This window comes from Pseudomonas sp. H1_D04 (assembly GCF_054683855.1).
This window is the reverse complement of the sequence record NZ_CP162826.1, coordinates 4,349,251-4,361,638: the sequence shown is the minus strand read 5'-3', so window position 1 is coordinate 4,361,638 and position 12,388 is coordinate 4,349,251. Positions and strand designations below refer to the sequence as shown.

Below are 12,388 nucleotides of genomic sequence, written 5' to 3'. Positions count from 1 at the left end.
AAGGTTACTGTGATTGCAAACCTACCGCCGTACGCGGCATGCCCACAAAACCTGGCAGGGCCTCAATACTGGCAAGCCAGGCGCGCACCTTAGGGTAGTCGACCAGCGACACATTACCTTCCGGCGCATGGGCCACGTAGGTGTAGAACGCGATATCTGCAATGCTCGGCTGCTCGCCAGCCAGGAAGCGGGTTTCGCTCAGTTGCCGTTCCACCAGTTCCAACAAGGCATGGGCGCGACTGATGGCGGCCGCCGCGTCCACGTCGGCGCCAAATACCGTGGCCAAGCGTGCAGTCGCGGGCCCGGCATGCAGCTGCCCGGCAGCCGCCGACAACCAACGCTGTACACGCGCCTGCCCCACCGGGTCGCTTGGCAGCCAGTGGTCGTTGCCGTATTTCGTGGCGAGGTAGACCAGGATCGCGTTGGAGTCCGCCAGCACCGTGCCGTTATCGTCAATCGCCGGCACCTGGCCGAAGCGATTGATCGTCGCTGTGAAATCAGCGGATTTATGGGCGCCTTGCTTGAGGTCCACCAGGATGAATTCGGTGGGCAGCCCCAGCAGGGACAGCATCAGCTCGGCCCGATGGGAATGGCCGGACAGTGGAAAACCATAGAGTTTGATCGCAGGCTGGGACATGTAAGGCTCCAAAAGGTGGGGGTTCCGACACCTGAGATGTTCCACCGCTGCGCCGATCAATGGAATCACCAGGTTTTACAATCCAGCATTTCACCCGGTGAAACAATCACTCGCCAAACAGTTCAATGATCAGCGTAAACAGCGTGGTCTTCACTGCGCTGTCCAACTCGGTCCAAGCCAACCCCGTGCTGGCCTGAAACGCTCCCAATACCAGCGGCCGCGACACGCAGTTGGCTGGCAACGCCCGCGCAGCCTGCTGCGGCAAAACGCCGACGCCCAACCCGGCACAGACCAGCGCGAGCATGGTGGTGAACTCGCCCAGCTCGGACGCGATCTGCAGCGGGATGCCCACGGCCTGGATAAATTCGTCGTAGAACCCCGGCGCATAGCGCCGCGCGAGGATGTACACCGGCACGTCGAGCAGATCGCCGGGCTGGATCGAATCCTGTGCGGCCAACGGATGATCCATCGGCAAGGCCACACAGAACGGCTCGCGCAACACCACACGGGTCTGCACACCGGGGTAGGCGGCGGGCAGGCGCATCAAGCCGAAATCGAGGCGGCCATGCTTCAACGCGGCGGCTTGATCGGGGCCGGGCATGTCCTTGAGTTCCAGCTCGATACGCGGGTAGCGCTGATGCACCGCGCGGATCAACTCGGGCAACAGTTGCGGCAATACCGACGACACAAAGCCCAGCCGCACTCGGCCGATTTCCCCACGGTTGGAGGCCCGCGCCGCCTCCGCCGCCCGCGCGGCCTGGTGCAGGGTCGCCTGGGCTTCCGGCAGGAACACCCGGCCGGCATCGGTCAACGTCACCGAGTGCCGATTGCGGTCCAGCAGGCGTACGCCCAAGCCACTTTCGAGTTGCTTGATCTGCATGCTCAGCGCCGGTTGCACAATCGACAACTGCCCCGCCGCCCGGCCGAAATGCAGCTCCTGGGCCAGTACCACAAAGGCGCGCAAGTGCTTGAGTTCCATCCAGCCCTCCTGGTTATCACGGATATTGATCAGCCGATCATAAATGAACATTGGACCTGCGCCCTACACCGAGGTGAAGTTAAGCCCATCAGACAGCGTTTTGATTATTACAAGCGCGCGCGGAGAAATATGCCCATGCAAAGCGTTCTAGACACCTTTCGCCTCGACGGCCGGCTGGCGCTGGTCACCGGTTCCAGTGCCGGTATCGGCCTGGCCATCGCCCGTGGCCTGGCCCAAGCGGGCGCACGGGTGGTGCTCAACGGGCGTAACCGCAGCACATTGCGTGACGCCGCCGCCCTGCTGACCCTCGAAGGCCTGGAGGTGCACACCCAGGCCTTCGACGTGACCGACAGCGCAGCAATCCAGGACGGGGTGGCAACGATCGAGGAACGCTTCGGCCCCTTGGACATCCTGGTGAACAACGCCGGTATGCAACGCCGTGGGCCGCTGGAAGACTACAGCGAGCAGCACTGGCGCGAACTGATCAGCACCAACCTCGACAGCGCCTTCCTGGTGGGTCAGGCCGTGGCGCGGGCGATGATTCCGCGCAAACGGGGGCGCATCATCAATATCTGTTCGGTGCAAAGTGAATTGGGCCGCCCGGGCATCGCGCCGTATGCGGCGAGTAAAGGCGCGTTGAAGATGTTGACCAAGGGCATGGCCATCGACTGGGGCCCGCACGGGCTGACGGTCAACGGTATCGGCCCCGGTTACTTCAAGACCGAGTTGAACGCCAACCTGGTGGCCAACCCCGAATTCAGCGACTGGCTGGTGCAGCGCACACCGAGCCGCCGCTGGGGCGACGTCGCCGAGTTGGCCGGTGCAGCGGTGTTTCTGGCCAGCGATGCCGCAAGTTTCGTCAACGGTCATATCCTGTATGTCGACGGTGGCATCACCGCGTCGCTGTAACCCTGGAGAACCTTATGCACGCCATTGTCTGCCACGCCTCAAAAGACCTGCGGGTGAGCCCCCAGGACGAACCCCCTGCTCTGGGGCCCGAGCAACTGCGTGTACGCATCGCCCGCGGCGGTATCTGCGGCTCGGACTTGCACTATTACCAGCACGGCGGCTTCGGCACTGTGCGCCTGCGCGAGCCGATGGTGCTCGGCCATGAAGTATCGGCAGTGATCGACGCCGTGGGCTCGGACGCCGGCCAGTTCAAGGTCGGCCAGCGCATTGCCGTATCGCCGTCACGCCCGTGCGGCGCTTGCCGCTATTGCCATCAAGGCCTGCCCAACCATTGCCTGAACATGCGCTTCTACGGCAGCGCGATGCCCTTTCCGCATATCCAGGGCGCGTTTCGCCAGAGCCTGGTGATCGAGACGCATCAGGCACATGTGCTGGCCGATCACGTCAGCCTCGCCGAAGGTGCGCTGGCCGAGCCGTTGTCGGTCGGGTTGCATGCGATCCAACGGGCTGGCGCGGTGTTCGGCAAGCGCGTACTGGTGACCGGTTGCGGCCCCATCGGCAACCTGCTGATCGGCAGCCTGCGCGCCGCCGGCGCCGCTGAAATCGTCGCTGTGGACCTGTCCGCCAGCGCACTGGCCTGCGCGGAAAAAATGGGCGCCACGCGCACCCATAACATCGCCGACGGCATCGATGCACTCAAACGCTACACCGCCGAGAAGGGTTACTTCGAGGTGATGTTCGAAGTCTCCGGCAGTGCCCAAGCCCTGCGCAACGGCCTGGACTGCATCGCCCCACGCGGCGTGCTGGTCACTGTCGGGTTGGGCGGTGAAGTGTCGCTGCCGCTGAACCTGCTGGTCAGCCGCGAGATCGACCTGCGCGGCACCTTCCGCTTCCACAGTGAGTTTGCCCAGGCGGTGGACTTGCTCAATCGCCAGGTCATTGATGTACGGCCGGTGATCTCCCATACGGTGCCGTTCGAGCAAGCCGTGCAGGCGTTTGAACTGGCTGCGGACAAGACCCAGGCGATGAAGGTGGTGCTCGATTTTGGTGTGGCGGAGGTGGATTGAAGCGGTAGGCCAGATAACCTGAGGTTGCCTGATCGACCGCCATCGCCGGCAAGCTGGCTCCCACAGGGGCTGGTTTGTCAGCGCTCTTCCAGTCGCTCGCGCAAAAAGCGGTGGCTCACCGAAAACAACCGCCGATAGGTAAGCAACACCGCCCCTACCGTGCCCAACGCCGATGACGCGGCGATCAAGAACATGATCACGATTTGATACCGCACCGCGTCCACAGGGCTCTCTCCGGCCAGCACTTGGCCGGTCATCATGCCGGGCAGACTGACGATGCCGACCACGGTCATCTGGTTCAGCGTGGGGATCATCCCGGCGCGCACGGCTTGGCGAATGGCTTCCTGGGCGGCTTCCCAGCGTGAGCCGCCGAGGGCCAGGATCATTTCGATGGTGTTGCGGCCCGAGGTAAGTTCCTGGGTCATGCGCTCAATCCCTAAGGACACGCCGGTTAAGGTGTTGCCGAGGATCATGCCAAGGATCGGGATCGCGTATTGCGGCTCGTACCATGGGTGAATGCGGATCACCGCAAACAAGCCCACCGCCGTCACCAGCCACGAACTGCCCCACACCGACAGAATGCTGTCGACCCGCTGCCCCCGATACGTACGCCGCCCACGTCCCGCCGCCGAAAGCCCGGCGATCAGGGTCATGGCGCACATCAGCGGCAGCACCACGTACCAATAGGCGAATTCAAACACCCAGCTCAGCAGGTAACCGATGGCCAGCAGTTGCACCACGGTGCGCACCGCCGCCCATAACAACTGGCGTCCAAGGCCCAGGCGCAGCAGCAACGACAGCGCGCCGTTGACCAGGATCAGCGACGCGGCAATGCCCATGTCCAGGGCGGTGAGGTTTTGATAATTCATGGTTGGGTCGCTCCGCTGAGGACACCGGCACTCATGTGCAAGTGGATGTCACTCATGCGCTGTGCCTGATCCAGATCGTGGGATACCCAGATATAGGCGCGGGACTTGTTACCGGCGAACCAGGCGTCGATCAGCGCTTCCACGTCACGGGATGACGCGGGGTCGAGGGCGGCGGTGGGCTCGTCGAGCAACAGCACTTCGGGGTTCAGTTGCAGTGTGCGGATCAGCGAGACCACCTGGGACTCACCGCCCGACAGGTCCAACGCGTTCTTGGTCAAAAAATCCGCCGCCTTGCCGGCATGCCCCAACAAGGTCGTCACCACGTCCTGGTCAAAGCGACGTTGGTGCAGCGTCTTGAGGCTGAACGGGAACCTGAGGTTGTCCTCCACCGTGCCTTCGAGCAACGCCGGGCGTTGAGACAGGTAGCTGATATGGCTGCGGTAATGGGGGATCTGCGCGTTGACGATCGGCTGGTTATTCCACAGCACTTGCCCGGAACTCGGCGTATCGAGCAAAGCCAGCGCACGCAGGAAGACGCTTTTTCCAGAGCCCGATGAGCCGGTGATGGAGACGCGGTCGGCGCGCTTCAAGGTGAAATCCGTGGGTTGCAGCAAAGCCACCTGGCGACGCTCGTCGATACGCGTGAGGGCGCGGGTTTCTATCAGGGCGCTCATGGACGCGGTATTCCTCTTAAAACCTGTTGGGCGCAATGGTGAAGCAGGCGCAGGAAGTTTTCATGAAAAAATTCAAACTATCGCCACCCACGTTGTTCAGAAACTCAGGTTCAACGTTAAGTAGGAGACGACATGCAATACCGACAACTGGGCCATTCGGGCCTGCTGGTATCCGAAATCATCCTCGGCACCGTGCCCTTTGGCGGTCGCGCCGAGTTTGAAAAATGCGGATCGGTGGACGTGCCCCAGGCCAAGCGTATGTTCGATATCGCATTCGATGCTGGGGTCAATATGGTCGACACCGCCGACCTCTATTCCCACGGTCTGGCCGAAGAAGTGGTCGGCAAGGCCCTGGGTGACAAACGCAACGATATCCTGCTGGCCACCAAGGGCCGCAGCCCGGTAGACAGCAACCCGAACAACTCCGGCTCCTCGCGCTACCACCTGATTCGCGCCTGCGAAGCCAGCTTGAAGCGCCTCGGTACCGACCACATCGATCTCTACCAATTGCACAACTGGGACGGTATGACGCCCATCGAGGAAACCCTCGAAGCCCTGCGGCTGTTGGTGGGCTCGGGGAAAATCCGTTACTTCGGCACCAGCAACTTCACCGCCTGGCAGATGATGAAAACCCTGGGCAAGGCCGAACTGCACGGCATGCTCAAGCCGATCACCCAACAGATCTACTACACCCCGGAATCCCGCGAGGCCGAGTACGAGTTGCTGCCGTTGGCCCTGGATCAGAACGTCGGCACTCTGGTGTGGGGGCCAATGGGCGAAGGCCTGCTCACCGGCTCCACGCGCCGTGGGCAAAAGCCGCCGGCCAATACCCGCCAGGGCAGCGACTGGCCGGAACCCTACGTGCATGACCAGGAGCGTGCGCTGGACATCATCGAAACCCTCGCCGCCGTGGGTGATGAACACGGCGTGTCGGTGGCGCGCACTTGCCTGGCGTGGCTCAAGGATCGTCCGGGGATTACCTCGCTGATTGTCGGTGCCCGCACTGAAGCGCATCTGCGCGACAACCTCGCGGCCACCGAACTGAAACTCACCGACGAACAGTCCTCGCGTATCGAAGCGGTGACACGGCGCCAACCGTTGTATCCGTACTGGCATCGTTTTACGGCCGGCATTGATCGCTTTGATCCGGCGGAGCAGCCGTTCCTGGCCGAGCATCAGAAAACCATGGATGCACGCAAAGACAAGTAACCGCTGACCCCCTCAACGCCTGGGCGACAGCCCCACTGCGCACGCCACCAAGGCCGGGTCACCCTGGAAGCGCGCCGATGCTGGATTGGGGCTGTCAGCAACGCGCAAGGTCGGCCGCTTACCCACGCGTATGCGAGGGGCAGGATCGACGATCCCCATGCAATGCTGCAGCGCGATAAAGTCCGGCAAGTGCGGCACTGAGAGGTGCAAGGTCGGCTGATTGCCCGCTACCAGCACATGCGGTGTGCATTGCCCATCGTAAATCAGCGTGTGGCGAATCAACGGGTTGGCGTGGCAGTACTCCAGCAGGTTCTCCTGCGGCGAACTCACCAATGCACTGTTGATGATCAACAGGTCGAATGCCACGCCTCCCGAACGCGTCAGCACCCGCAACTCATCGAACGAGCTCAAGGGCGCGATGCGGTGATAGCCCATCAGGTTGAGCATCTTCTCAATCCTGATCCGCTGCTGAAGGTCAGCATCGGCAATCAAGAGGCGGAGCGTTTTAGTGGACATAGGGTAACCCTGACAGTTGGGCAGCAACGTCGATCATTCAACGGTGCACACGGTAACCGTCAGCAGGAGCGCATGACTTTAAGACGATTCTTAAACCCTATCGGGGGCGCATGCCTGATTTGCAATCGCGCGCCACACTGCCTATATTTCCCGCCTGGCGCTCTCTACGCCACCTTCCGCGGAAAGGGCTGCGCCCAAGACACTCAAGCTTCACCTCATTTCTACGACTCCCAACCTTAAAGCGGAAAAGGTCTGTGCAAGGAGATCGTATGTCCCAACGCCCCCTATCTTCCAACACCGATGGCCGTCTCAACCTTGAGCAGCAGCGCAAGCGCGCCAAGGAACTGTTGCGGCACCTGAAAAGCCAAGACCCGGCTGCCACACTGTCCCAGGCCCAATGGCAGGTGGCCAAACAACTGGGTTTCAGCAGTTGGCCCAAGCTCAAGGCTCATATCGACGCCATCGACTTCGCCGCCCGCCATCCCGACTTTGCAGCCAGCGATGAAGCGCGCACCACCCACTGGCGCTGCGGCAATGACATCGCCCATAGCCTGCAGGTGGCGGGGTTCAAGGGCCGGTTCCACATGCTCAGCGACCCGCTGTGCATGGGTCCGGTGCGTGATCTGCCCAGCCCGGCATTTCGTGCGATGCGCAGTGCCTTTATCAGCCAAGCCTTTGCCATCAATGAGACGGATGCAGCGCGCCGCGTCGACGATGAATACAACCACCTCGAAACCCTGGCCAGCGCCGAACACAGCGTGTTGTGGTGCGAGGCAGATGCCTATGACCAGTTGTTCCTGATCCGCGCCTTGGCCGGTCTTGAACAAGCACCGGGCAAACTGGAGCTGATCGAGGTGGACCGCATTCCCGGCGTCGAGCGCTTTATCGGCATCGGCCAACTGGCGCCGGACGTGCTCGCCTGGCTCTGGCCGCAACGCAGACTGATCGGGGACGAGGCCGTGCAACTGGCCAAACGGGCCTGGGCAGCCTATTGCGACAGTTCTCCCATGGCATGGGCAGCGTTGGCCCACGGCAAACACCCCGCCCTGCCCTTGCTTGCCCCGGCGCTGTTGCGCCAGGTGCAGGAATTGCCGGGAACACACGATGGTCTGTCGCTGACCGAGCGCCTGTCCCTCACCTACCTCGCCGAAGCTGGGCCGTTGCCGTTCGGTCGCGTGTTCGCCGAATTGATGGCCAAGCGCGACCCGCTGCCCTCCATGGGGGACATGATGTTTCAGGTGCTGTTGCGGCCATTGATCGATGGCGACAAGCCGTTGCTGACCGAGACAGACCCACAAAAACCATGGCCGCAACGCATGTTGGCGCTGACATCCTTGGGGAAGGACGTGCTCCATGGCCGAGCCTATTGGCCCGACCATGCAACGCATGAGCGCTGGGTCGGCGGCGTGCGTATCACACCTGGCCAGCCGCACTGGATGATTGATGAGGATCTGAACCCTGTCTGGAGCACGCAGTAAAAAAAGCCCGCCGTGCATCACACACGGCGGGCTTTTTTGTGACCGATTACCCTTACGGCAACGGCTCGAACTTCAACGCGCTCAAAGGCTGCACCTTGTCCTCGCGCACCATCTTGTACTCGGTGTTCGGGCCGATCCAGCGCTCCCAGATCGCGTCGATCTCCCCGGCCTTTTCCATCGCCATCAGCGACTCATTGACCTTGGCCAAAAACGCGGGCTCGTCGCGGCGCATACCGGCACCAATCGGCTCCAAGGCCATCGGTTCTTTGGCAATCGCCAGTTCCACACCACCGGCCTTGGCCTGATTGACCAGCTTGAGGGCGGTCATGGTGTTGGTCACCAGGCCCACGACCTTGTTCTGTTGCAGGGCCATGTAGGCCGAGCCAGTGTCCTGGAAGGTCACCGGGGTGGCGCCGGCAAGGCGGATCGACTGTTCGGAGGTCGAGCCCTTGGTGGAGCTGATGCGCTTGTCCTTGAAGAAGCTTTTCGGCTGGTCGGCATTCGCCGCGCGCACCACCAGGGTTTCCTTGGCGATGTAGTAAGGGTCGCTGAACTGGATCTGGTCGGCGCGGGTCTTGGTGTAGGCCAGGTTGGCGAAGATCACATCGACACGGCCCATTTTCACTTCAGGAATACGCGCTTCAACCGACAGTGGCTTGAGTTCCAGGGCTACGCCAAGCGTCTTGGCCAGGGCTTTGCAGAGGTCGACGTCCATGCCGACCAGCTCGCGGGTTTTCGGGTCCGGTGCGGAAAATGGCGGGACGTCGGCGTACACCCCACAGCTCAAGGATTGCTTGGCCATGATGTCGCTCAGTTGGTCGGCCTGTGCGACCGCGATTGCCAGTGGCCCCAACGCCAGCGCAGTAAACAGATGCTTCATACCCATGGGAAATCTCCAGAAAGTTGGACCAGCAAAATGGCAGAGGGAGCAAAACCGCCGCAGCTCAATGGGCCCGCAGGTCGGCGATGAAACGTTGCGCTCGCGGGTGCGAGGGCTGGGTGAAGAAGGCCTCGGGGCTGCTCTTTTCCAGAATCTGCCCCGCATCCATAAACCAGATGGTGTCGGCCACTTCGCGGGCGAAATTCATCTCGTGGGTCACGCACATCATGGTCATGCCGTCCTTGGCCAAGCCCTTCATCACGCTCAGCACTTCGCCGACCATTTCCGGGTCGAGGGCACTGGTGGGCTCGTCGAATAGCATCACTGGCGGCTCCATCGCCAGTGCGCGGGCGATTGCCACGCGCTGCTGTTGCCCGCCGGACAACTGCGCCGGGTAAGCACCGGCCTTGTGGGCCAGGCCGACACGGTCGAGCAGCTCCATGGCCTTTTGCTTGGCCGCCGCGCCCTTGAGGTTGCGCAGTTTGTTGGGGGCCAGGGTGATGTTTTCCAGCACCGACAGATGCGGGAACAGGTTGAAGCTCTGGAACACAAACCCCACGCGGCTACGCAGGCGGTTGATCTGCGCGTCGGTGCCGTGAACGTCCTGGCCGTCGAACAGGATCTGGCCGGCCTGGATGTCTTCCAAGCGATTGACCGTGCGAATCAAGGTGGATTTGCCCGACCCCGAAGGGCCGCACAGCACCACCACTTCGCCGGGTTGCACTTCGGCCGTGATGTCAGTGAGCGCCTGGTACTCGCCGTACCATTTATTGATTTTCGAAAACATGATCATTGGATGCATGAGCGCAGCCCTCTTCAATTATCGGTGGCCAGCAACGGTTGGCCAGGCAGGGTTTGCCCTCCGTCGCCCAGGCGCTTGCGCGCAATGCGCTGTTCCACATAACCGGCCAGGCGGGTCAGGCCGAAACACAGCAGGTAGTAGATGATCGCCAGGATGAAAAACACCTGGAACGGCTTGGTCAGCAGTTGGTTGTTGACTTGGTTGGCGGCAAACGTCACCTCCTGCACGTTGATCACGTAGCCCAGTGAGGTCTCCTTGATGATCGAAATGAACTGGCTGATCAGGCTCGGCAACGCGTTGTACAGTGCCTGGGGCAGGATCACCCAGAGCGTGGTGCGCACGTAGCCCAGGCCGAGGGCGCGGGACGCTTCGTATTGCCCACTCGGCAAGGCCTGGATGCCGCCGCGAATGATTTCGCACAGGTAGGCGCTCTGGTAGATCACCAGGGTGCAGAGCATGGTCATGAAGCCGGTGATGTTATGGCCGATCAGCAACGGCACCAGGAAGTACGTCCAAAAGATCACCATCAGCAACGGAATACCGCGCAGCACGTAGACCCACACCGTGGCGACCCAGTACAAACCTTTCCACGGCGACACCCGCGCCAGCGCCAGCAGCAAGCCGAACGGGAACGCCAACAGCAATGCCAGCGCGGCCAGGATCAGGGTGCTCGCCAGGCCACCCAATGGGCCGTGGGGGTATTGACCGATGAGGAACAACGTCCAGTTGTTCTGCAGAATTTCAACGATATCGAACATCGCCATCTACCTCGCCAGGGCTTTGCTGAAGTGCCGAGCGAGCAACGCCCCGGCGCCCATCAGCAGCAGTGAAAACACCAGGTAGAACACCGTGGCCACCAGGTACGACTCGAAGGTGCGGAACGTGTAGTTCTCCACTTCGCGGCTGGCGTAGGTCAGCTCCATCACGCCAATCGCCATGGCCAGGCTGGTGTTCTTGAACAACAACACGGTGTGGTTGATCAAGGACGGAAGGCAGTTGCGCACCCCCTGGGGCAGGATCACGTAGCGCATTGAGCGCACGTAGCCCAGTCCCAGGGCTCTGGACGCTTCGGTCTGCCCGGCCGGAATGGCGCGCAGGCCGCTGCGCATGTCTTCACAGAAATACGCGGCCTGGCACAAGCCCAGGGCGATCACCGAAAACAGGTATTCGGTGTTGTGGTTGGCCAGCCACAGTTGCGCGGATTCGCTGAGCAACGTGGGCACGCCGAAGTACCACAGCATCAGTTGCACCAGGGTCGGCACATTGCGGTGGTAGGACACGTACCCCGCCACCAGACGGTCGGCCAGCTTGTTGCCGGTCAGGCGCACCGTAACCAGCGTCAGCGCCAGCACCATCGCCAGCAGCCAGGCGAACAACGCCAGCTGCAAGGTCATTTCGATGCCCTTGACGATCAGCTCGGCATACTCGCCTTGCAGAATCGCGGCCAAATCGAAGTCTTGCTTCATGGTCAATCCCTATCGGCATTGGGCTAGGGCAGAAATCAAAGTCACCCGGCGTGGCCGTGGCGCGGTGCAGCAATGACGGATCGATCCGTTCTGTTTTAGAGGGCTGGTTTCAGCCCTGATAATCCTGAGGTCGCGCGGTAGAAAGCCCGCCCGGCACTTGCAGGGTGGGGGTGATTTCCATATGCCCGACGTTGACGGCAATCGGCGCTGCAATCGCGAAGGCAATGGCGTTGGCGATGTCTTCGGCCTGGGGCAATTCAAAACCTTCGACGAAGCGTTTGTAGGTCTCCTCGGAGTCGCCATGCACATGGGCAAAGATGTCCGTGGCCACTCGGCCTGGGCAGATCTCGGTAACCCGCACGCGCTTGCCGAAGGCATCAATGCGCAATTGACGCGAGAGCATGCTCACCGCGGCCTTGGTCGCGTGGTAGGTAGAGTTGCCGCCAAAGTTGTAGGCCGCTGCAATCGAGCTGATATTGATGATGTGCCCGCAGTCGCGCTCGACCATCCCCGGCAACGCCAGGCGCGCCAGGTGCAACACCGCGCGAAGGTTGACGTCGATCAGCAGGTCGATACCGTCGGCATCGGCCTTGAGCAAGGAGCCGGGTTTATCGACACCGGCGTTATTGACCAGGATGTCGAAGGTGTTTTCGGCGAACAACCGAGTCAGGCCGGCAATATCGGTCACGTCGATGGCGTGGGGAATGCAGCCGGTCTTTGCCGCCAGTGCCTGCAACTTGTCGGCACTGCGGGCCAGGGCATGCACCTGCACGCCTTCCTGGCACAGACGCTCCACAACGGCGGCACCGATGCCCGATGAGGCGCCGGTGACCAGTGCGGTTTTGTAGTCGGAAAATGGCATGGGGTGATCCTTGTGTCGCGGGTTATGGTTCGACTCTATC

14 protein-coding genes are annotated in these 12,388 nt (G+C 61.7%); 4 read left to right on the top strand and 10 right to left on the bottom strand.

The genetic code is table 11. The features are described 5' to 3' along the window. Positions 1 to 4 precede the first annotated feature (4 nt). Positions 5 to 637, bottom strand: a complete 633-nt coding sequence (locus AB4N82_RS20315; protein WP_122765554.1) for a glutathione S-transferase family protein — start codon at positions 635 to 637, stop codon at positions 5 to 7. Positions 638 to 743: 106 nt separating this feature from the next. Further along, positions 744 to 1,616, bottom strand: coding sequence for a LysR family transcriptional regulator (locus AB4N82_RS20310; protein ID WP_122765568.1), 873 nt, complete (start codon positions 1,614 to 1,616; stop codon positions 744 to 746). A 135-nt stretch (positions 1,617 to 1,751) separates the two neighbouring features. Between AB4N82_RS20310 and AB4N82_RS20305 the strand changes: the two genes are divergently transcribed. Continuing rightward, a complete protein-coding gene (locus AB4N82_RS20305; RefSeq protein ID WP_032887279.1) occupies positions 1,752 to 2,525 on the top strand; it encodes a glucose 1-dehydrogenase in 774 nt (257 codons plus the stop codon). 14 nt (positions 2,526 to 2,539) lie between these two features. Then, positions 2,540 to 3,592 (top strand): L-idonate 5-dehydrogenase, encoded by a 1,053-nt coding sequence (locus tag AB4N82_RS20300; RefSeq protein WP_095185636.1) that lies wholly within the window; start codon positions 2,540 to 2,542, stop codon positions 3,590 to 3,592. 77 nt (positions 3,593 to 3,669) lie between these two features. Here the strand turns inward: AB4N82_RS20300 and AB4N82_RS20295 are convergent, their stop codons facing one another. Together AB4N82_RS20295 and AB4N82_RS20290 are read right to left on the bottom strand one after the other, a co-directional pair. Further along, entirely contained in the window at positions 3,670 to 4,461 is a 792-nt protein-coding gene (locus tag AB4N82_RS20295; protein WP_460102763.1) for an ABC transporter permease, read from the bottom strand. After that, positions 4,458 to 5,135 (bottom strand): ABC transporter ATP-binding protein, encoded by a 678-nt coding sequence (locus AB4N82_RS20290; RefSeq protein ID WP_122765556.1) that lies wholly within the window; start codon positions 5,133 to 5,135, stop codon positions 4,458 to 4,460. The genes AB4N82_RS20295 and AB4N82_RS20290 overlap by 4 nt, the downstream gene beginning before the upstream one ends. Before the next feature lie 132 nt (positions 5,136 to 5,267). Between AB4N82_RS20290 and AB4N82_RS20285 the strand changes: the two genes are divergently transcribed. Then, a complete protein-coding gene (locus AB4N82_RS20285; RefSeq protein WP_032887275.1) occupies positions 5,268 to 6,344 on the top strand; it encodes an aldo/keto reductase in 1,077 nt (358 codons plus the stop codon). 12 nt (positions 6,345 to 6,356) lie between these two features. On the opposite strand, the gene AB4N82_RS20280 is transcribed toward AB4N82_RS20285, so the two are convergent. Continuing rightward, complete coding sequence (locus tag AB4N82_RS20280) at positions 6,357 to 6,860, bottom strand: ANTAR domain-containing protein (RefSeq protein WP_032887274.1); 504 nt, start codon at positions 6,858 to 6,860, stop codon at positions 6,357 to 6,359. 269 nt (positions 6,861 to 7,129) lie between these two features. Here AB4N82_RS20280 and AB4N82_RS20275 point away from each other — a divergent pair, with 269 nt between their 5' ends. Next, positions 7,130 to 8,338, top strand: coding sequence for a DUF1835 domain-containing protein (locus AB4N82_RS20275; RefSeq protein ID WP_122765557.1), 1,209 nt, complete (start codon positions 7,130 to 7,132; stop codon positions 8,336 to 8,338). Between the two features lie 52 nt (positions 8,339 to 8,390). On the opposite strand, the gene AB4N82_RS20270 is transcribed toward AB4N82_RS20275, so the two are convergent. The 5 genes from AB4N82_RS20270 to AB4N82_RS20250 all read right to left on the bottom strand — a co-directional run bounded on the left by AB4N82_RS20270 (position 8,391) and on the right by AB4N82_RS20250 (position 12,348). Beyond that, positions 8,391 to 9,224: an ABC transporter substrate-binding protein gene (locus tag AB4N82_RS20270; RefSeq protein ID WP_032887272.1), complete on the bottom strand. Its 834-nt coding sequence runs from the start codon at positions 9,222 to 9,224 to the stop codon at positions 8,391 to 8,393. 58 nt (positions 9,225 to 9,282) lie between these two features. Then, positions 9,283 to 10,011, bottom strand: coding sequence for an amino acid ABC transporter ATP-binding protein (locus AB4N82_RS20265; protein WP_177434288.1), 729 nt, complete (start codon positions 10,009 to 10,011; stop codon positions 9,283 to 9,285). Between the two features lie 23 nt (positions 10,012 to 10,034). After that, on the bottom strand, positions 10,035 to 10,778 hold the full coding sequence (locus tag AB4N82_RS20260; protein WP_032887299.1) for an amino acid ABC transporter permease: 744 nt from the start codon (positions 10,776 to 10,778) through the stop codon (positions 10,035 to 10,037). A gap of 6 nt (positions 10,779 to 10,784) precedes the next feature. Continuing rightward, entirely contained in the window at positions 10,785 to 11,486 is a 702-nt protein-coding gene (locus AB4N82_RS20255) for an amino acid ABC transporter permease (RefSeq protein ID WP_095185631.1), read from the bottom strand. A gap of 109 nt (positions 11,487 to 11,595) precedes the next feature. Continuing rightward, the gene (locus tag AB4N82_RS20250) at positions 11,596 to 12,348 is read right to left on the bottom strand and encodes an SDR family oxidoreductase (protein WP_032887269.1); all 753 of its coding nucleotides are present in this window, start codon (positions 12,346 to 12,348) and stop codon (positions 11,596 to 11,598) included. Between the last annotated feature and the right edge of the window lie 40 nt (positions 12,349 to 12,388).